Source organism: Dongia sp., assembly GCF_041910485.1.
Classification (GTDB): Bacteria; Pseudomonadota; Alphaproteobacteria; order Dongiales; family Dongiaceae; genus Dongia.
In genome coordinates this window covers 165,459-183,125 of record NZ_JAYRQR010000050.1, presented here as the reverse complement: position 1 = coordinate 183,125, position 17,667 = coordinate 165,459, and the positions used below count along the sequence as shown (strand labels likewise).

The following is a 17,667-nucleotide window of genomic DNA, read 5'->3' as shown; positions in this document are numbered from 1 at the left end:
AAGAAACGGGCGGGGATGATATGGCGACACTGCAATTACCGGGCGCGCTGCTGCTCGTCGGCTGCGGCAAGATGGGCGGCGCGCTGCTGAGGGGCTGGCTGAAGCAGGGCGTGAAGGCCGATCAGGTCTACGTGGTCGATCTGGCGCCCAAGGACCTCGACGACGTCAAGGCGGCCGGCGTTCATATCCTGACGGCCCCCGACCAGTTGCCGGGCGACCTCAAGCCCGCGATCATTCTTCTGGCGGTCAAGCCGCAATTCATGGACGAGGCCCTGGCGCACTACAAGAAATTCGCCGGGCCGGGCACGACCTTCCTTTCCATCGCCGCCGGCAAGACCGTCGCCTATTTCAAGAAGATGCTGGGTGCGGATGCGCTTATCGTGCGCTCGATGCCCAACACGCCGGCTGCCGTCAGCCGCGGCATGACCGTGCTGTGCCGCGATCCGGGCGTGCCGGCGCCAACGCTCGATCTGTGCGGGGAGCTCCTCAGCGCCGTGGGCGAAATTGCCTGGGTGGATGATGAGGCGCTGCTCAACCAGGTGACGGCCGTTTCCGGCGGTGGCCCGGCCTATGTGTTCTTGCTGATCGAAGCGCTTGCCGAGGCGGGCCGCGTCAATGGCCTGCCGGCGGACCTTGCCATGCAATTGGCCCGTTCGACCGTCTGCGGGTCGGGCGAGCTTGCCCATCAGTCACCTGAGTCGGCTACTGCGCTGCGACAGGCGGTGATGAGCCCCAAGGGCACCACCCTTGAGGCGATCAATGTGCTGATGGCCGAGGATGGCATTCAGCCGCTGATGAACCGCGCCATTGCCGCGGCGACCCGACGCTCGCGCGAACTCGCCACCTGATCGGGGGCGGAAGAGATGAGCAGCAGCGTCGATCGCGTGCGCGCCGCCCTGGTGGCTGCCGGGTGCAGGGCGGATATCAAGGAATTCGATGCTTCGACCCGGACCTCGGCCGATGCGGCGGCGGCGATCGGCTGCGCCCAGGCGCAAATCGCCAAGTCGCTAGTCTTCCGTGCCACCGCCAGCAACCGGGCCATCCTGGTCATCGCCTCCGGCACCAATCGCGTGGATGAGAAGAAGCTCGCGGTTCTGGTAGGTGAGAAAATCGGCAAGGCCGATGCCGACTTCGTGCGCAGTGAGACCGGCTTTGCCATCGGTGGCGTAGCACCGCTTGGGACGGTCGGTCCGGTCCAGGTATTGATCGACGCGGACCTGCTGCAATATGCCGAAATCTGGGCGGCGGCCGGCGCACCGAATGCCGTCTTCAGATTGACGCCGGCCGATCTCGCGCGGGTGACACAGGGGCAAGTCGTTGAGGTGAAGGTATGAGCGAGCGCGTGACCGATCGTAGCGGCTGGGTGGCACTTGCCGGTACCTATCGCCATTTCCCGGCCTTGGCCGGCAACAGCTCGACCGACTGGCTCGTCATCGGCGGTGGTTTCACCGGTCTTGCCGCTGCGCGCCGCCTGGCCGAACTGCATCCCAACGACCGCATCATGCTCATCGACCGGAAGCGGTTGGGGCAGGGGGCAAGCGGGCGCAATTCGGGCTTTGCCGTGGCGCGCGAGATGCCTGGTCCCGCCGAAATCCGCCATCAGAAGGACCGGGCCGTCTATCTTGCCAATGCCGCCATCCATCAGGCGGCCGGCGCCGAGGTGAAGCGGCTCGTGAGCGAACTCGGCATCGATTGCGATTATGATTCCGGTGGCTACATTTTCGCCGTGCGCGAGCGGGCGAAGTTCCAGGCCCTTGAAGAGCGCGCCCGGATGATCAACGATCTGGGTGGTGAAGCACGCGTTCTCGACCATGAGGCGCTGAAGGCGCGGCTCGGCATCGGCTTCTATAATCACGGACTATGGTTGGGTGGTGGCAACGCCCTGCTGCAGCCGGCCAAGTTCGCAAAAGGCTTGATCGATACCCTGCCGCCGCAGATCGAATGTTTTGAGAACACGGAAGCGCTGCGCATTGAATCGGCCGCCGGTGGTGGCGTCGTCGTCCATCTGCCTGATGGGCAGGTCAAGGCACGTCGGGTGATCGTCGGGCTCAACGCCTTCATGCCGCGCTTGGGATTGAAGCGTGATCGCGTATTCCCCATCTCGCTCACCGCCAGCCTTACCCGCCCGCTCACCGAAGAAGAAGAGAACGCCATCCGCAAGGCAGCGCCTTGGGGCGGTCTCTGCCCGGTCGAAGGCGGGGCAACCGTTCGCCTCACGGCCGATCGGCGCATCCTCATGCGCAACACGGCCGAATACGAGCCTGATGGCATCAGCGAGGCCATGCTGGCCAAGCGCAAGGCGTGGCACGAAATGGGGCTGCGGCATCGCTTTCCCTTTCTGGGCAAGGATGCGATCGAGTTCACCTGGTCCGGCCATATGGCTGCGAGCCGAAACTGGACGTTCGTGTTCGAGCAGGTTTCACCGGGCCTTTACGCGGCTGGGTGCTATAACGGCGCAGGCGTGGCGCGGGGAACCCTGCTGGGCCGTCTCATGGCGGAACATGCCAGCGGGGAAAGATCGCCGCTGGTCGAGACGGCGCTGGGGCTCGACAAGCCTAGCTGGGTCCCGACAGGGTCCCTTTTTACTTGGATCGCGAAAGTCCGACTGGCCCATGAACTGCACCAGGCACGATCCGAACACTGAAAAGTCAGTGATGCACATCCTGCCAGCGTGGCAAGAACACGCTGACTGTCGTCCCGCGGCCGATCTCGCTGTTGATGGCGATGCGTCCTGACATTGCCTCGACCAACGACTTGCAGATAGCGAGACCCAGGCCGACACCACCCGTGTCGCGAACCATTGCGTCGGATACTTGATAGAACGGCTTCACGACGTCGGCCAATTTGTCTTCCGGAATGCCGCGGCCAGTATCGCGCACAAAAATGGTGGGGCCTTCGACGTCGGCAATGCCCACTTCCACCAGCCCGCCCGCCGGCGTGAACTTGATGCCGTTCGAGACCAGGTTGATGATGATCTGGCAAACCGCCTTGACGTCGGCTTTCAAGACGATTTGATCCGCGGGCTCGATGAGCTTGAGTTCGACCCCCTTGGTGTTGGCGTTGGCCAAGAGGGTGCCGGAGATTGGTGCCCAGACGTCCTGTAACGTGACCGGGCTGAGCTTGAGGTCGTGTTTCCCTGATTCGATGCGCGACAGATCGAGAATGCCGTTGACGTGATCCAGCAAGAGCTGCCCGCTTTGATGGATGTCGGCGATATATTCCCGGTAGCTGGGATTATCGATCGGGCCGCCAATCTCCCGCTCCATCAGTTCCGAGAATCCGATGATGGCATTGAGCGGCGTGCGCAATTCGTGACTCATGACAGCCAGGAAGCTGGACTTCGCGCGGCTGGCTTCCTCGGCACGTTCGACGGCCAGTTCCCGATCGGCGAGCAAACGCCGCAGCTCCATCTCTGACTTCTGGATCTGCGTCATGTCGCGCATGATTGCTGTCAGCGTCACCCGCCCTGCGACCTCGACCCGAGAAATGATGGCCGCCAATGGAATGACGCTGCCGTTGGCGTGCAGCCCCTGCACTTCACGCCAATCACCCATCTCGCGGCTGACCTCATCACTTTTCAGGAATGCCTTCATGTGCTCCTGATGCGCATATACGAGATGCGGTGGAATCAGCCGATCGAGCGTGGTTCCGATCATGGTCGCGGCGCCGTAGCCGAAGATTCGTTCTGCTTCGCGGTTGAATGCGATGATGCGCAAATGTTCGTCGATCGATATGATGCCGACGGCAGCTGTATCCAAGATAGTTGCCAGACGCTTTTCGCTTTCTGCCAGCCGCAAGTTCGCAGCCTCGATATCAGATTCCGCCTTCTTCAGATCGGTGATGTCGACCATCAGCCCGCGCACCAGGTTTGTGCCGCCATTGCGGTCGATAACGGAGACGACTTCGTGAATCCACACGATGTCCCCATTGGCATCGATCATGCGATAGGTCGACTGGTACGAGCCCGTGTTTGCAGTGCCGAGGTGATATTCCGCAATCGCCTGGGCGCGATCGTCGGGATGTACGTGAGTCTCCCAAAACAGGGGGATGGTCAGCCAGTCTGTTGGTGAATAACCCAGGATCCGCTCGGTGCTGTCACTGACATAGGTCATGTGATCGCGCGCTAAGTCGGCTTCCCACACAATGCCGTTGATGGTCGAGATGAGATCCCGGTAGTTCTGGTCCGAGTGCCTTCGTTCGTCGGCCGCCTTCTTGAAGATGGTGATGTCCCGAATGACGCCGAGCAGACGCTTGGTGCCATCGGAATCGACATGCGACATCTTGCCGGCAGCACGATACCAGCGCATTTCACCGTCACCCAGGTCGCGGCGAAACTCCACTTCGCACATTTCTTCGCTGTCGTGCGCGACGCGGTAGGCCTCTTTGACCATCTCCCGGTCTTCATGGTGAAGACTCGCCAGGAATTCATCGAGGCTATCTGCGGCCTGGTGGCCGGGAATGCCGTGTACCCAATCGGTGTGTGAACGGCATATGATCGCGCTCGTATCTGGCTGCACTTCCCATGAGCCGAGCTCAGCCGCGGTGAGGGCCAGTCGCAATCGCTCCTCGCTACGACGAACGGCAATATCGCTCTCGCGTCTGTGCAGGGCCATCTTGATCGTGGCGTGTAACTCACGTTCGGAAAATGGCTTGACCAAATAACCATAGGGCTTGGTCTGCCTGGCGCGCTCAAGCGTTGCTTCTTCGGTATAGGCCGTCAGATAGATGACCGGAACCATCAGGTCTTGCGGGATGTGGGCGGCGGTCTCGATCCCGTCCATTTCGCCGTCGATGTGGATGTCCATCAAGACCACATCGGGCTTGTGCGCATGTATGCTGCGCAGCGCATCTTCACCATTGGAGACGATGATCGAGGCATTGTAGCCGAGCTTGTTCAGGCTGCGGCACAGATTGAGCGCAACAATCCGCTCGTCTTCGACGACCATGATCATGGGAGAATAGGGCGCGTTCATGCCGTCAACCTCATGCCGGTCGTGGGAATCGGATGCTGAAGCAGGTCGGACTGTTCGCCTGCACAGACAGATGTCCACGAATTTGCGCCGCCAGCATCGTCACCAACTGCAACCCGAGAGTCGCCTGTTTTTCGATGTCGATGCCGTTTGGCAGGCCAATCCCATCATCCCGGATGCTCAACTCATACCCGTCATCATTCGTTAACCCAAAGTGAATCTGGATATTTCCGGTGCGGCCGTCCGGGAAGCCATGCTTCAACGCGTTGGTGGTCAGCTCGTTGACGATCAGGCCGCACGGGATGGCCGAATTGATAGGAAGAAATATGTCATCAGCAAGAATTTCGACATTCACCTGGTTGCTCGACAAGGCGTAGGAGGAAATCAGGGTTGGAACAAAGCTGTCGAGAAAAGTGGCGAAATCGACTTTGGCGAAGTCTCGCGATTGGTAAAGCGTTTGATGGATCAACGCCATGGAACGGATCCGGTGCTGACTGTCGCGCAACGTGGCGATAACGACCGGATCGTCGATCTGGCCGGCCTGGAGATCGAGGAGGCTGTAGACGATCTGCAGATTGTTTTTAACGCGGTGGTGAATCTCGCCCAGAAGCAGATCCTTCTCCTTGAGCGATTGCTGGATGCTCTCTTCGCGGTGCTTGCGGTCGGAAATGTCGACGATCGCGGAAAGAACCATCGTTCCGTCTTCGGTCTCGATCGGGTTCAGTCCGATTTCCACGGGAAAGTCGCTGCCATCCTTGCGCCGGGCATAAAGATCGCGGCCAGCGCCCATCGGCCGTGCGTTGGCGGCACCGGCAAACGTGGCCCGGAGCGCCGGGTGGCCACCGCGAAAACGCTCCGGTACCAGCATCTCCACGGGCTGGCCCAGCATTTCGGTCCGGCTATAGCCGAAAACCCGCTCGGCCTGCGCATTGACCATCTCAATCTGGCCGCGTGGATTGATCATCACCATCGCATTTGGAGCAGCTTCGACGACCAGACGGAAACGCTCTTCGGATCTTTTGCGTTCGGAAATATCGACGACGGTTGAGAGAACCATCGTGCCTTCTTCCATCTCGATCGGGTTCAGTCCGATCTCGACGGGAAATTCGCTGCCGTCTTTCCGGCGAGCAAAGAGCTCGCGCCCCATTCCCATCGGCCGCGATTGCGGTTCACCAAAATATGCCGTGCGCAACGATGGGTGCTGTGTGCGAAAGCGATGCGGCAGCAAAATCTCTAGCTGCTGGCCGATCAGTTCCGACCGGGTATAGCCGAAGACCCGTTCTGCTTGAACATTGACCATTTCAATCCGGCCTTCCGGACTGACCATGATCATGGCGCTGGGGGACGCCTCAACGACCCGGCGAAATCGTGACTCGCCGGCTGGGTGATCTGTTGTCGATTCCTTCAGGCCGTTGGCGGCAGCGGGCAATGCCGTTTCCTCCACAGCTGTTAGCAGAAGGCGCAATGCTGCTTATAGTGGGGAGATATAGAACCCTATGCAAGTCTGGATGTATGCAGAGATATCTTTGTCAGTGTGGCCGGTTTAAATTCCCCAGCGCCTGTGAGGACTTTCCTCTGCCGCTTCATTCATGCAGCTTCAGCGCGCGCACCACGGCGGCTCTCTGTGCCATCAATTTCCGATGTGCGAGGACCTTGGGGAATTGTGTCGGATCGACCCCGTCAGCTTCCAGCCAAGTTGCCAGGGTGAAGAGATAGGGATCGCAGACCGAATAGCGTTCGCCCAGGACATAAGGGCCAACCAGCATCTCGGTCTCGATCAGGCGGAAACATTCGGCGACATTTCCCGCTGCTTTTTTCTTCATGGCTTCGATTGCCGCCACATCGTCCACCCATCGATATCCGCGCGTGCGATGGGCGTGGGCGACATGAACTGTGGCGCACAGATAGCTAGCGAAGGAAAGCGCCTGGCCCAAGGCAAAAGGATCGTCGAACGGTGCCAGCTGTGCCGTCGGATGCGTTTGCGCGATGTAGAAGAGAATCGCCGGCGTCTCCGTGAGAATCCCGCGTTCGGTGACAAGTGCCGGGACGCGCCCTTTGGGATTGATCTTCAGGAAGGCCTCGCCGCGTTGCTCGTTGCTGGCAAAATCCACCCGGATTGCTTCGAAATCGGCCCCGGCTTCCTCCAGCGCGATGTGAGAGGCGAGGGCGCATGAATGGGGTGAGAAATAGAGTTTCATCTTGGATCGTCTCCGTCTCATTTCTTGGGCATTTGCCATTCGCCGGTCGCGATGGCGTTTCGCCGCGTTCTTGCCGGCAACTTACCGGTGAAACGCGCATCTCGTCGACACTCTTCCGCCGGACGCACATGCCGGGTTGATTCCCGGGGCCTCCGGGGCTTATTCGATGACAAGACCCTCCGAATTTTGCGGAAAGAGCAGCATCATGGCCGCCACTCCATCGACCGAACAGCAGCCGGTGACCATCTTCGGCCCTGACTTTCCGTTCCCGTTCGACGATTGGATCAAGCACCCGGCGGGCCTGGGAGCGATCCCGGCCGACAGGCACGGTGCCGAAGTGGCCATCATCGGTGCGGGCATCTCCGGCCTGATCGCCGCCTACGAATTGATGAAGCTCGGCTTGAAACCGGTCGTCTACGAAGCCTCGCAGCTGGGCGGCCGCCTGCGCTCACAGCCCTTCGAAGGTGCCCCCGATGGCGTCATCGCCGAATTGGGCGGCATGCGCTTCCCGGTCTCCTCGACCGCCTTTTATCACTATGTCGATCGCCTCGGCCTCGACTCTCGCCCCTTCCCGAATCCGCTCACGGAAGCAGCCGGCAGCACGGTCATCAATCTCGAGGGTGAGACCTATTACGCCCGCACGATCGACGATCTGCCGAAATTGTTTCGCGAAGTGGCCGATGCCTACCACGCGGCGCTTGAAGAACATGCACAATATTCGCAGCTGCAGCAGGCCATCCGCCGGCGCGATGTCGCCGCGATCAAGGAAATCTGGAATCCGCTGGTCAAGGAATGGGACGAGCGCACCTTCTACGATTTCGTCACCCGTTCGCAGGCTTTCTCGAAGCTCAGTTTCCATCACCGCGAGGTCTTCGGCCAGGTCGGCTTCGGCACCGGCGGCTGGGATTCCGATTTCCCCAATTCGATGCTGGAAATCCTGCGCGTCAATGTGACCGAGTGTGACGATCATCAGCGCTATATCGTTGGTGGCGTCGAGCAGGTGCCGCAGGGAATCTGGCGCCGCCAGCCCGAACGCCTCCAGCATTGGCCGAAGGGTACCTCGCTCTCCAGCCTGCATGGCGGCGCGCCGCTGCCCGGCGTGGCGCATATCAAACGTCGTGCCGACGGCGATTTCGATGTGGTCGACCGCTGGGGTCGGCGCAAGCAGTTCGCCGCCATCGTCGCCACCTGCCAATCCTGGCTTCTCACCACCAGCATCGACACCGATGAATCCGTCTTTTCGCAGAAGATCTGGATGGCCCTCGATCGCACGCGCTACATGCAATCCTCCAAGACCTTCGTGATGGTCGATCGGCCGTTCTGGAAGGACAAAGATCCGCTGACGGGGCGCGATGTCATGAGCATGACACTGACCGATCGCCTGACCCGGGGTACCTATCTCTTCGACAATGGGCCGGATAAGCCCGGTGTCATCTGTTTGACCTATAGCTGGATGTCGGACGCTTTGAAGATGTTGCCGCTCCCCGTCGAGCGGCGCGTGGAGCTGGCGCTGTCGGCTCTTTCCAAGATCTATCCGCAGGTCGATATCGCCAAGCACATCATCGGCGACCCGATCACCGTCTCGTGGGAGGCCGACCCGCATTTCCTCGGCGCCTTCAAGGGCGCGCTGCCGGGGCATTACCGTTACAACCACCGCATGTTCGGTCATTTCATGCAGAAGGGCATGCCGCCCGCCGAACGCGGCATTTTCATGGCCGGCGATGATGTGGCCTGGATTCCGGCCTGGGTCGAAGGTGCTGTGCAGACGGCACTCAATGCCGTCTGGGGCGTCATGACCCATTTCGGCGGGCATACGCACAAGGAAAACCCCGGCCCGGGCGATGTCTATGAGCGGATCGGTCCCGTGGCTCTGCCGGATTGACCCGGGCTTACCGGGAACTGTACCCGGCTTGTCGCTGTTCAGGTTCCGCCTGTATCATTGCTGCCGAATTGTCCGGGATAGCGGAGGCCATCATGGCTAGACGGGCGACGAAGAAGAAGACAGCGAAGAAGCCGGCTGCAAGACACGCGCGGCCGAACGATCCGGCAGCGGCGATGCGGGCGGCCCTGCTCGAGCTGGTGGCAACGCAGGGTTGGCGCGACCTGTCGCTCGCTGAAATCGCCGAGGCGGCCGGGCTCGACATGGCGACGGCGCATGCGACCTATCCGACCAAGGCAGCTCTCCTCAAAGGGCTGGCGCGGGCAACCGATGCCGAGATTCTGGACGGTCTCAAGGTTGATCCGCTGGATGGAACCGGCAAGGACCGGCTGTTCGACCTCCTGATGCGGCGCTTCGATCATCTGCAGCAGCATCGCGACGCCTACGCGACCCTGTTGCGTGAATTGCCGACGACGCCGATCGAAGCGGCCGAGATGTCGTGCCAGGTGGCGCGCTCCATGAGCCTCACACTGGAAACGGCCGGTGTCAGTGCCTCCGGCCTGCGCGGGTTATTGCGTGTCCAGGGGTTGATCGCGATCTATGCCGCCGGCCTGCGTGCCTGGCGGCGCGATGACAGCCCTGATCTCTCGAAGACGATGGCGGAGATCGACAAGCGTCTTTCGCAGGCAGTGAAGATCACCGAGATGTTCGAGGCCCGCCGCCGCGCGGCAGCATAGTCGGGCTTTTCCTCAGCCTTCCTTGGCGGTGCCGTCATCGGCTTCAATGCCGGTGAGGTGGTCGGCCTTGCGCAGCCTGGGGAACAGGTACATCCACATCAACGTGACGCCCAGGGTACAGACGCCGCCCAGCACGGTCGCAATGACGGGCCCGAAGAGATCGGCCGAGGCACCGGCCCGGAAGGTGCCGAGCTCGTTCGATGCCGAGATGGCCACCGAGTTGACGGCTGTGACGCGGCCGCGCAGCTGGTCCGGCGTCCACAATTGCAGCAGCACCTCGCGGATATAGACGCTGATCATGTCGCTCGCCCCCATGACGATGAGGGCCCCTACCGATAGATACAGCGAATGTGACAGGCCGAAGATGATCGTGCCCAGGCCGAAGACGGCAACGGTTGCGAACATGATGCGCCCGGCATGGCGGCGGACCGGAAAGATGCCGAGGAAAAGCGCCATGCCGAGGGCCCCGATGCCGATGGCCGATCTTAGCACGCCAAGCTCAAGCGCGTCGGCCAGCAGGATGTCGCGGGCGAAAATCGGCAGCAGGCCTACCGTGGTGCCGAGGAGAACGGCAAAGAGATCGAGCGTCGTGGCGCCGAGCACGATCTTCTCGGCCTTCATGTAACGGAGGCCGCCCATCAGGGCGTCGACCATGCTTTCTTCCTGCAGCGGCGTCTGTGGGACCGGCCGGATGAAGAGTGTCGCAAGTGCCGCCAAGGCCACCATGAACAGGGCGGTGCCATAGGCCGTCATCGGCGAAACACCATAGAGCAGGCCACCGAGGGCCGGTCCGCTGATCGAGCAGAATTGCCAGATCGCCGTCGAGCAGGAAACGGCGGCGCCGATTTCCTCGCGCGCGACCAATGTCGGTGCTAAGGCGCGGGAGGCGGGTGCGAGAAAGGCACGGCCCGCACCGAGCAGCACGAGCAGGGCCAGGATCGGCCAGATATCGCTGCCGGGAAGCTGGGTCACCCAGGCGATGCCGGCCATGGCGGCGAACTCCACCGCCATGCAGATGGTGATGATGCGACGGCGCGAATAGCGGTCGGCGAAGGTGCCGGTCAGCATGACCAGGAGCGGCGTCGGCACGAATTGCGCAAGGCCCACGAGGCCCAGCGCAAAGGCATCGTTCGACATTTCATAAATGCGCCAGCCCAGCGCCACCGTCAGGATCTCAGCGGCGAGAATCGAGAAGAACGCGTTGGCTTCGAGGAAGAAGAAGTCCCTGTTCCGGAGAACAGAGAGCATGTTGGGTTGCGCCGACATGAAAAGACCGGGAAATAGGAAGGGATATGGCTGCCGCAGCGGGCGCGCCATACTGCCGGAAAGCTCCGCCCGGCGAAAGTCCGCCGTCTGCCAAGGCCTCCCTTTTCGCCCTTTTTTGCACCTTTCGGCCACCCGTTTTCACCCCTCCCCAAGGAGATTTTCCGGTTGACGCTGGCAAGGCCCCGGGCGCATCCCTAGCCCATTGCAAGGAACGGTCAGATGGCGGAATTGAAGATCGCGGCAAGCAATACCGACCCGCATCGGCGCAACGCGGGGATGCCGCTCGATCTCGGCTGGCTCGGCGATGTCCGCATCAATCTGTCGGCTGCTGAACGGCGGGCGGCGACGTTGCCGGGGCGCCGGTCGGTCAAGAAAGATGCGCAAGCGGCGTGGCTGCTCAAAGCCGTCACTTGCATCGACCTCACCACGCTGAGTGGCGACGACACGGCTGGTCGGGTGAAACGCCTCTGCGCCAAGGCGAAGGCACCGGTGCGTGGGGATTTGCTGGCGGCGATGGGCATGGGCGAGCGGCGCATCACCACGGGCGCCATCTGCGTCTATCACCGTTTTGTCGCGACCGCGGTCGAGGCGCTGGCAGGTTCCGGTATACCGGTTGCCGCCGTGTCGACCGGATTTCCGGCCGGACTGGTCCCCCATGAGGTGAAGTTGAAGGAGATCGAGGCCTCGGTGCGCGATGGGGCGGCGGAGATCGATATCGTCATCACGCGCGAGCATGTGCTGACCGGCAATTGGCAAGCTCTCTATGACGAGATGCGCGACTTCCGCGCCGCCTGCGGCCCGGCGCATGTGAAGGCCATCCTGGCGACGGGTGATCTCAAGACCCTGCGCAACGTCGCCCGCGCCTCGCTCGTCTGCATGATGGCGGGGGCCGATTTCATCAAGACGTCGACGGGCAAGGAGGGCGTCAATGCGACCCTGCCGGTCAGCCTCGTCATGCTGCGCATGATCCGCGCCTATCACGAGCGGACCGGCACGCGCATCGGCTTCAAGCCGGCGGGCGGCATTTCCGCCGCCAAGGACGTGCTCAACTACCAGATCCTGATGAAGGAGGAACTGGGACGCCCGTGGCTCGAACCCGATCTCTTCCGCATCGGTGCGTCGAGTCTCCTTGCCGATATCGAGCGGCAGCTGGAACATCATGTGACCGGCCGCTATTCCGCCTTCAACCGCCATGCCGCAGGTTAAGAAATGAGCGTCGCCCGTTTTTTCGACGAGATGAGCTATGGCCCTGCGCCGGAATCGGATGCGGAAGCGCGCGCTTGGCTGGCGCGACATGTGGCCGGCTTCGGTCATTTCATCGGCGGCCAGTTCGTGGCGCCACAGAATGGAGGCTATTTCGACACCAGTGATCCGGCAAAGGACAAGCCGTTGGCACGCGTGGCGCAAGGGGATGCGGCCGATATCGATGCAGCGGTTAAGGCCGCCCGCGCGGCACAGACGGGTTGGGCGGCACTCCCCGGTCATGCGCGCGCACGGCATCTCTATGCCTTGGCGCGCGCGGTACAGCGTCATGCGCGGCTTTTCGCCGTCGTCGAGGCCTTGGACAATGGCAAGCCGATCCGCGAGGCGCGCGATATCGACGTGCCGCTGGTGGCGCGGCACTTCTATCATCATGCTGGCTGGGCGCAGCTGCAGGAGACGGAATTTGCCGATCAGATGCCGGTCGGTGTCGTCGGCCAGATCATTCCGTGGAATTTCCCGCTGCTGATGCTGGCATGGAAGGTGGCGCCGGCCTTGGCGCTCGGCAACACGGTGGTCTTGAAACCTGCCGAGTTCACGCCACTCACTGCCTTGCTCTTTGCCGAAATCGCGGCGGCCGCAGGCCTCCCGCCCGGTATCCTCAACATTGTTACCGGCGACGGGTCGACGGGTGCGGCCCTTGTGGTGCATCCGGGAATCGACAAGATCGCCTTTACCGGTTCAACGGACGTGGGCCGCCTCATCCGCGAGCAATCAGCCGGGTCGGGCAAGTCGCTGACGCTGGAACTCGGTGGCAAGTCGCCCTTCATCGTTTTCGAGGATGCCGATATCGATGCCGCCATCGAGGGCATTGTCGACGGTATCTGGTTCAACCAGGGGCAGGTCTGCTGCGCGGGTTCGCGTCTGTTGGTGCAAGAGGGCATTGCCGAGCCATTCCTGGCGCGCCTCAAGGATCGTATGGGCAAGCTCCGCGTCGGCGCGCCGCTCGATAAATCGATCGATCTGGGTGCCATCGTGGCCCCTGTCCAACTGGCGCGGATCAAGGAATTGGTGGCGGCCGGCATCGCCGATGGGGCGGATTGCTATCAGCCGTCGCTCGATCTGCCGCAGGACGGCTGTTTCTACCCGCCTACATTGCTGACCGGCGTCGAAACGGCGTCGCGTGTGGCGCAGGAGGAAATTTTCGGCCCCGTGCTCGTCGCCATGACCTTCCGCACGCCGGATGAGGCGGTGATGCTCGCCAACAATTCCCGCTTTGGCCTTGCCGCCAGTGTCTGGAGCGAGACCATCGGCCTTGCCCTCGATATCGCGCCGAAACTGTTGGCTGGCGTCGTGTGGATCAACGGCACCAATCTTTTCGACGCTGCCGTCGGCTTCGGCGGCTACCGCGAATCCGGCTATGGGCGCGAGGGTGGCCGCGAAGGTGCCTATGAGTATCTGAAGCCCCGCGCCTGGGCGGGGCGCAAGCAGCGCAAGGCGCTGCCGCAACCGCCACAGAAAGAGACAGCCGCCGGAACCGGCCTGCCGTCCATCGACCGGACGGCCAAGCTCTTCATCGCCGGCAAGCAGGTGCGTCCGGACGGCAATTATGTGCGGCCGGTCCTGGCGCCGGATGGAAGGCTGCTCGGCGAGGTAGGCGAGGGGTCGCGCAAGGATATCCGCAACGCTGTCGCAGCAGCGCGTGGCGCTGATGGCTGGGCCAAGGTGAGTGCTCACAACCGGGCGCAGATCCTCTATTATCTGGCGGAGAATCTGTCGGCGCGAACCGCCGAGTTTGCGGATCGCATCGACGCCATGACCGGGTGCGGTGCCGGTGAGGCCCAGCACGAGGTTGAGGCCACCATCAACCGTCTCTTCTCATACGGTGCCTGGGCCGACAAGTTCGAAGGCAGCGTGCATGTGCCGCCAATCCGGGGCGTGGCCCTGGCGATGCATGAGCCGATCGGTGTCGTCGGTGTCGCCTGCCCCGACGAAGCACCGCTCCTCTCTCTGATATCGCTGGTCGCCCCTCTCATCGCCTTGGGCAACCGGGTGGTTATCGTGGCATCGGAGCGGCATCCGTTGAGCGCCACCGACCTCTATCAAATCATCGAGACTTCGGATGTGCCGGCCGGGGTCATCAACATCGTCACCGGTCCGCGCGGCGAGCTGGTGAAGACCCTGGCGCAGCATGACGATGTGGATGCGCTGTGGGTGTTCGCGACGCCTGAGGATGCGACGGTGGCGGAGAGGCTCTCGATCGGCAATCTGAAGCGGATCTTTACCGATTACGGGTTCGCCATCGACTGGTTCGACCGAGCGGCGGCGGAAGGGCCGATCTTCCTGCGCCAAGCGGTGCAGGTGAAGAATATCTGGATCCCCTATGGCGAATGAAGAAAGGGGAGCGGCGACCGCTCCCCTTCCTAAATCGCCGCGTCAGTGGCCCTTCCAGACCGGATCACGCTTTTCGGCAAAGGCACGGGCGCCTTCCAGCTGATCCTCGCTGCTGTAAAGCTTGGCGATGGTCGGGAAATCGCGAGTGGCGATCCGGTCCATCACCGTTCGGAAATCCTGGTTCTCGGCCGCGCGGAGCACTTCCTTGATGGCGGCATAGACGAGCGGCGGGCCGCCGGCCAGTACCGCCGCCATCTCCCTGGCGCGCGTCATGAGATCGGCTGCCGGCACCACGTCGTTGACGAGACCCCAGCGCTGCGCCTCGCCAACCTCCATCCACCGGCCGGTGAAGAGCAGGTCCATCGCGATGTGATAGGGCATGCGCTTGGGCAGGCGGACCGTGGCGGCATCGGCCAGTGTGCCGGAGCGGATCTCGGGCAGGGCAAAGCGGGCATGATCGGCGGCGATGATGATGTCGGCGGAAAGGGCGAGTTCGAACCCGCCACCCACGGCCATGCCGTTGACGGCGGCGATGACCGGCTTGTTGAGGTTGGGCAGCATCTGCAGCCCACCGAAGCCGCCGACACCGTAATCGGAATCCGGTGCCTCGCCCGCTGCCGCGGCTTTCAGGTCCCAGCCGGCGCAAAAGAACTTCTCGCCGCCACCAGTCAGGATGGCGACACGCAGGCTGGGGTCGTCGCGGAAGCTGGCGAAGACCTCGCCCATCTTGCGGCTGGTCCCGGCATCGATGGCGTTGGCCTTGGGCCGGTCGAAAATGACTTCCAGCACGGCGCCGTTGCGGCTGACATGAAGCGGGCCTTCACCCATGGGTCTCTCCTTCTTGCGCAATCCAGGGTTCACTGTGTCGGCATGGCTATCACGCCGGCTATGCGTGGTCGATATTGAACATTTGTATAGAAGCGATTGTGCCGATCGGCTCGCTCAGCTGCGTCGTTTGCCGCTCTTTGAGCGCCGTTGTTGCGCCCGCGGCCGTCATCGCTCTGTCAGGGCATTGCAACTGACCCGAAAACAGATTGTAACATATTGAAATATAATGATGATGGGTTCAATTGCTGCGGCGCAACAAAAAAGCCCTTGATTTCGCCAACGGACTGGCTCATATAACCTCCAGATTGTGCGCTGCACAATAAATCAATTGCCCCCAGAACCTATATCCCTGAGGAGACGCATCATGGCTAAAGCCCAGACCACGTTCGAGAACACGACCACCCCGACTTTCCCGGACTTCACCAAGTTCGACTTCACCAAGATCCAGGCCGATTTCGGCAAGTGGTTCGGTGACTACAGCAAGGCCTTCACCAACGGTAAGGGCTTCTTCGACATCGACGGCGTCGTCGCCGCCCAGAAGAAGAACTTCGAAGTCATGACCGCTGCCAATCAGGCCGCTTTCGAAGGCGTCAAGGCCGTTGCCCAGCGCCAGGCCGAGATCGCCCGCAAGGCTGTCGAGGACTTCAGCAAGGTCGCCAAGGAATTGGCTGAGCCGACCAGCGCTGAAGAAAAGCTCGTGAAGCAGGCCGAGATCACCAAGGCCGGTTTCGAGCAGGCCGTTTCGAACCTCCGCGAGATCACCGACCTCGTCCAGAAGTCGGGCGAGGAAGTCGCCGAGCTGATCCAGGGCCGTTTCGTCGCCCAGATCGACGAAGTGAAGGCCGCGATCGCCAAGGCCGCGAAGAAGTAATCAAGCCATCGGCTTGCGGCGGGGCGAAAGTCCCGCCAAGGTAAAATAGAAGCCGCCCGCATCGGGAACGATGCGGGCGGTTTTCTTTTGCCGTCGTCCCAGCAGATGCAGCCGTGATGTGGGCGGCCCCGACACGGGACGGCAGCGGGCCGTTAGGCCTGGAGCGCCAGCATCCGAAACTGCCGAGCGCAAAAGCAAAAGGCCCGGGTCCTGTCGGATCCGGGCCTTCTGTTCGTTCGGAAACCTGGGCCGCTTAGTGCAGGCGCTGGTTCACATCCTTGATGGCCGCATCGACCAGCGCGTTGGCGCGGGCGTCGTTGAGACTCGCCGTAATCAGCTTGCGGGCAGCGACTGCCGCGACATCGACCGCCTCGCGGCGGACTTCGGCGATGGCGGCGGCTTCGGCCTGGGTGATCTTCTCCAGGGCCAGCTTCTCGCGGCGGGCAAGGGCCGCTTCGAGGTTGGCGGCAGCATCCTTGGCCTGACGCTCGGCAACCGCCTTCGCGGTCTCGATGATCTCGGCCGCTTCCTTCAAGGCGTCCTTCTGCTTGCGCTGATATTCGCCAAGCAGGGCCTGCGCTTCGTCCTTGAGCTTCTGCGCTTCGTCGAGATCGGCTTTGATCTTGATCGCGCGCTGGTCGAGCATCTGGGCAAGGGCCTTCCAGATCTTCGGGCCGGCGAAGGCCAGGAAAATCAGGCCGCCGATATTGACCCAGGTATGCGGATTGGCGAAGAAACCGACTTCGTGTTCCATCACTCAGCGCTCCTTGATCGCGGATTCGACGGCGGCACTGGCCGCAGCCTGATCGGCGCTGGCACCGGTCAACTTGGCCGCGATACCGGCGGCAAGATCGGTCGCAATCGATTTGACCTGGGCCATCGCTTCGGCCTGGGCGGCCTTGATGCGGCCTTCGGCCGATTTGGTCTGCTCGGCAAGGCGGGCAGCGAATTCAGTTTCGCGGCGTGCGGTATCGGCGGCGACGGCAGCCGCCGACTTGGCAAGTTCGGCCTGGGCCTGTGCCTTGGCGTCGGCAATCGCCTTTTCATAGGCGGCGAGAACCGCGGCGGCTTCCGACTTCAGCTGTTCGGCCTTGGCGAGGTTGCCCTCGATACGCTCTGAGCGCTGGTCGATGATGTTCGCCACCTTCGGCAGCGCAAACTTCGACATCAGCACATAGAGGGCCACGAAGGTCACGACGAGCCAGACCAGCAGCGGCGAGAAAATGGCGGGATCGAATTGGGGCATCGGTGGCCCTCCCAACTGGAAATTACAAACTGGCCGGCGCTCTTAAAATACGCGCCGGCCAGTCGTAGATCGCAACGT

15 protein-coding genes are annotated in these 17,667 nt (G+C 62.1%); 8 read left to right on the top strand and 7 right to left on the bottom strand.

The window, feature by feature from the left end; genetic code table 11:
* Positions 1-20 precede the first annotated feature (20 nt).
* From proC to ACE3PP_RS16840, 3 genes are read left to right on the top strand one after another with little or no spacing between them, the layout of a single operon-like run.
* Complete coding sequence (proC, locus tag ACE3PP_RS16850) at positions 21-848, top strand: pyrroline-5-carboxylate reductase (protein WP_374384361.1); 828 nt, start codon at positions 21-23, stop codon at positions 846-848.
* 15 nt (positions 849-863) lie between these two features.
* Positions 864-1,334, top strand: a complete 471-nt coding sequence (locus tag ACE3PP_RS16845) for a YbaK/EbsC family protein (protein ID WP_374384360.1) — start codon at positions 864-866, stop codon at positions 1,332-1,334.
* The gene (locus ACE3PP_RS16840; protein ID WP_374384359.1) at positions 1,331-2,644 is read left to right on the top strand and encodes an NAD(P)/FAD-dependent oxidoreductase; all 1,314 of its coding nucleotides are present in this window, start codon (positions 1,331-1,333) and stop codon (positions 2,642-2,644) included. Before ACE3PP_RS16845 ends, ACE3PP_RS16840 begins: the two co-directional genes overlap by 4 nt.
* A gap of 4 nt (positions 2,645-2,648) precedes the next feature.
* On the opposite strand, the gene ACE3PP_RS16835 is transcribed toward ACE3PP_RS16840, so the two are convergent.
* From ACE3PP_RS16835 to ACE3PP_RS16825, 3 genes are all read right to left on the bottom strand, one after another.
* Positions 2,649-4,973, bottom strand: coding sequence for a PAS domain S-box protein (locus ACE3PP_RS16835; RefSeq protein ID WP_374384358.1), 2,325 nt, complete (start codon positions 4,971-4,973; stop codon positions 2,649-2,651).
* 10 nt (positions 4,974-4,983) lie between these two features.
* On the bottom strand, positions 4,984-6,399 hold the full coding sequence (locus tag ACE3PP_RS16830; RefSeq protein ID WP_374384357.1) for a PAS domain S-box protein: 1,416 nt from the start codon (positions 6,397-6,399) through the stop codon (positions 4,984-4,986).
* Between the two features lie 154 nt (positions 6,400-6,553).
* A complete protein-coding gene (locus ACE3PP_RS16825; protein ID WP_374384356.1) occupies positions 6,554-7,168 on the bottom strand; it encodes a glutathione S-transferase family protein in 615 nt (204 codons plus the stop codon).
* 205 nt (positions 7,169-7,373) lie between these two features.
* Between ACE3PP_RS16825 and ACE3PP_RS16820 the strand changes: the two genes are divergently transcribed.
* Positions 7,374-9,050, top strand: coding sequence for a flavin monoamine oxidase family protein (locus ACE3PP_RS16820; RefSeq protein ID WP_374384355.1), 1,677 nt, complete (start codon positions 7,374-7,376; stop codon positions 9,048-9,050).
* 92 nt (positions 9,051-9,142) lie between these two features.
* Positions 9,143-9,784, top strand: a complete 642-nt coding sequence (locus ACE3PP_RS16815) for a TetR family transcriptional regulator (protein ID WP_374384354.1) — start codon at positions 9,143-9,145, stop codon at positions 9,782-9,784.
* 12 nt (positions 9,785-9,796) lie between these two features.
* Here ACE3PP_RS16815 and ACE3PP_RS16810 read toward each other — a convergent pair whose 3' ends face one another.
* A complete protein-coding gene (locus tag ACE3PP_RS16810; RefSeq protein ID WP_374384353.1) occupies positions 9,797-11,032 on the bottom strand; it encodes an MFS transporter in 1,236 nt (411 codons plus the stop codon).
* A 237-nt stretch (positions 11,033-11,269) separates the two neighbouring features.
* Between ACE3PP_RS16810 and deoC the strand changes: the two genes are divergently transcribed.
* Positions 11,270-12,256: a deoxyribose-phosphate aldolase gene (gene deoC / locus ACE3PP_RS16805; protein WP_374384352.1), complete on the top strand. Its 987-nt coding sequence runs from the start codon at positions 11,270-11,272 to the stop codon at positions 12,254-12,256.
* Between the two features lie 3 nt (positions 12,257-12,259).
* A complete protein-coding gene (locus ACE3PP_RS16800) occupies positions 12,260-14,644 on the top strand; it encodes an aldehyde dehydrogenase family protein (RefSeq protein WP_374384351.1) in 2,385 nt (794 codons plus the stop codon).
* Between the two features lie 42 nt (positions 14,645-14,686).
* On the opposite strand, the gene ACE3PP_RS16795 is transcribed toward ACE3PP_RS16800, so the two are convergent.
* Positions 14,687-15,472: a carnitinyl-CoA dehydratase gene (locus ACE3PP_RS16795; RefSeq protein WP_374384350.1), complete on the bottom strand. Its 786-nt coding sequence runs from the start codon at positions 15,470-15,472 to the stop codon at positions 14,687-14,689.
* A gap of 364 nt (positions 15,473-15,836) precedes the next feature.
* On the opposite strand from ACE3PP_RS16795, the gene ACE3PP_RS16790 reads away from it, so the two are divergent.
* The gene (locus ACE3PP_RS16790; protein ID WP_374384349.1) at positions 15,837-16,343 is read left to right on the top strand and encodes a phasin family protein; all 507 of its coding nucleotides are present in this window, start codon (positions 15,837-15,839) and stop codon (positions 16,341-16,343) included.
* A 253-nt stretch (positions 16,344-16,596) separates the two neighbouring features.
* Here ACE3PP_RS16790 and ACE3PP_RS16785 read toward each other — a convergent pair whose 3' ends face one another.
* A complete protein-coding gene (locus tag ACE3PP_RS16785) occupies positions 16,597-17,097 on the bottom strand; it encodes a F0F1 ATP synthase subunit B (RefSeq protein WP_374384447.1) in 501 nt (166 codons plus the stop codon).
* A gap of 3 nt (positions 17,098-17,100) precedes the next feature.
* Positions 17,101-17,589, bottom strand: a complete 489-nt coding sequence (locus ACE3PP_RS16780) for a F0F1 ATP synthase subunit B' (RefSeq protein WP_374384348.1) — start codon at positions 17,587-17,589, stop codon at positions 17,101-17,103.
* Positions 17,590-17,667: the final 78 nt, after the last annotated feature.

Bases quoted from the DNA above. Each gene is read 5' to 3' on its own strand.
- proC (WP_374384361.1), top strand. From the start codon at position 21: ATGGCGACACTGCAATTACCGGGCGCGCTGCTGCTCGTCGGCTGCGGC.
- ACE3PP_RS16845 (WP_374384360.1), top strand. From the start codon at position 864: ATGAGCAGCAGCGTCGATCGCGTGCGCGCCGCCCTGGTGGCTGCCGGG.
- ACE3PP_RS16840 (WP_374384359.1), top strand. From the start codon at position 1,331: ATGAGCGAGCGCGTGACCGATCGTAGCGGCTGGGTGGCACTTGCCGGT.
- ACE3PP_RS16835 (WP_374384358.1), bottom strand. From the start codon at position 4,973: ATGAACGCGCCCTATTCTCCCATGATCATGGTCGTCGAAGACGAGCGG.
- ACE3PP_RS16825 (WP_374384356.1), bottom strand. From the start codon at position 7,168: ATGAAACTCTATTTCTCACCCCATTCATGCGCCCTCGCCTCTCACATC.
- ACE3PP_RS16820 (WP_374384355.1), top strand. From the start codon at position 7,374: ATGGCCGCCACTCCATCGACCGAACAGCAGCCGGTGACCATCTTCGGC.
- ACE3PP_RS16815 (WP_374384354.1), top strand. From the start codon at position 9,143: ATGGCTAGACGGGCGACGAAGAAGAAGACAGCGAAGAAGCCGGCTGCA.
- ACE3PP_RS16810 (WP_374384353.1), bottom strand. From the start codon at position 11,032: ATGCTCTCTGTTCTCCGGAACAGGGACTTCTTCTTCCTCGAAGCCAAC.
- deoC (WP_374384352.1), top strand. From the start codon at position 11,270: ATGGCGGAATTGAAGATCGCGGCAAGCAATACCGACCCGCATCGGCGC.
- ACE3PP_RS16800 (WP_374384351.1), top strand. From the start codon at position 12,260: ATGAGCGTCGCCCGTTTTTTCGACGAGATGAGCTATGGCCCTGCGCCG.
- ACE3PP_RS16795 (WP_374384350.1), bottom strand. From the start codon at position 15,472: ATGGGTGAAGGCCCGCTTCATGTCAGCCGCAACGGCGCCGTGCTGGAA.
- ACE3PP_RS16790 (WP_374384349.1), top strand. From the start codon at position 15,837: ATGGCTAAAGCCCAGACCACGTTCGAGAACACGACCACCCCGACTTTC.
- ACE3PP_RS16785 (WP_374384447.1), bottom strand. From the start codon at position 17,097: ATGGAACACGAAGTCGGTTTCTTCGCCAATCCGCATACCTGGGTCAAT.
- ACE3PP_RS16780 (WP_374384348.1), bottom strand. From the start codon at position 17,589: ATGCCCCAATTCGATCCCGCCATTTTCTCGCCGCTGCTGGTCTGGCTC.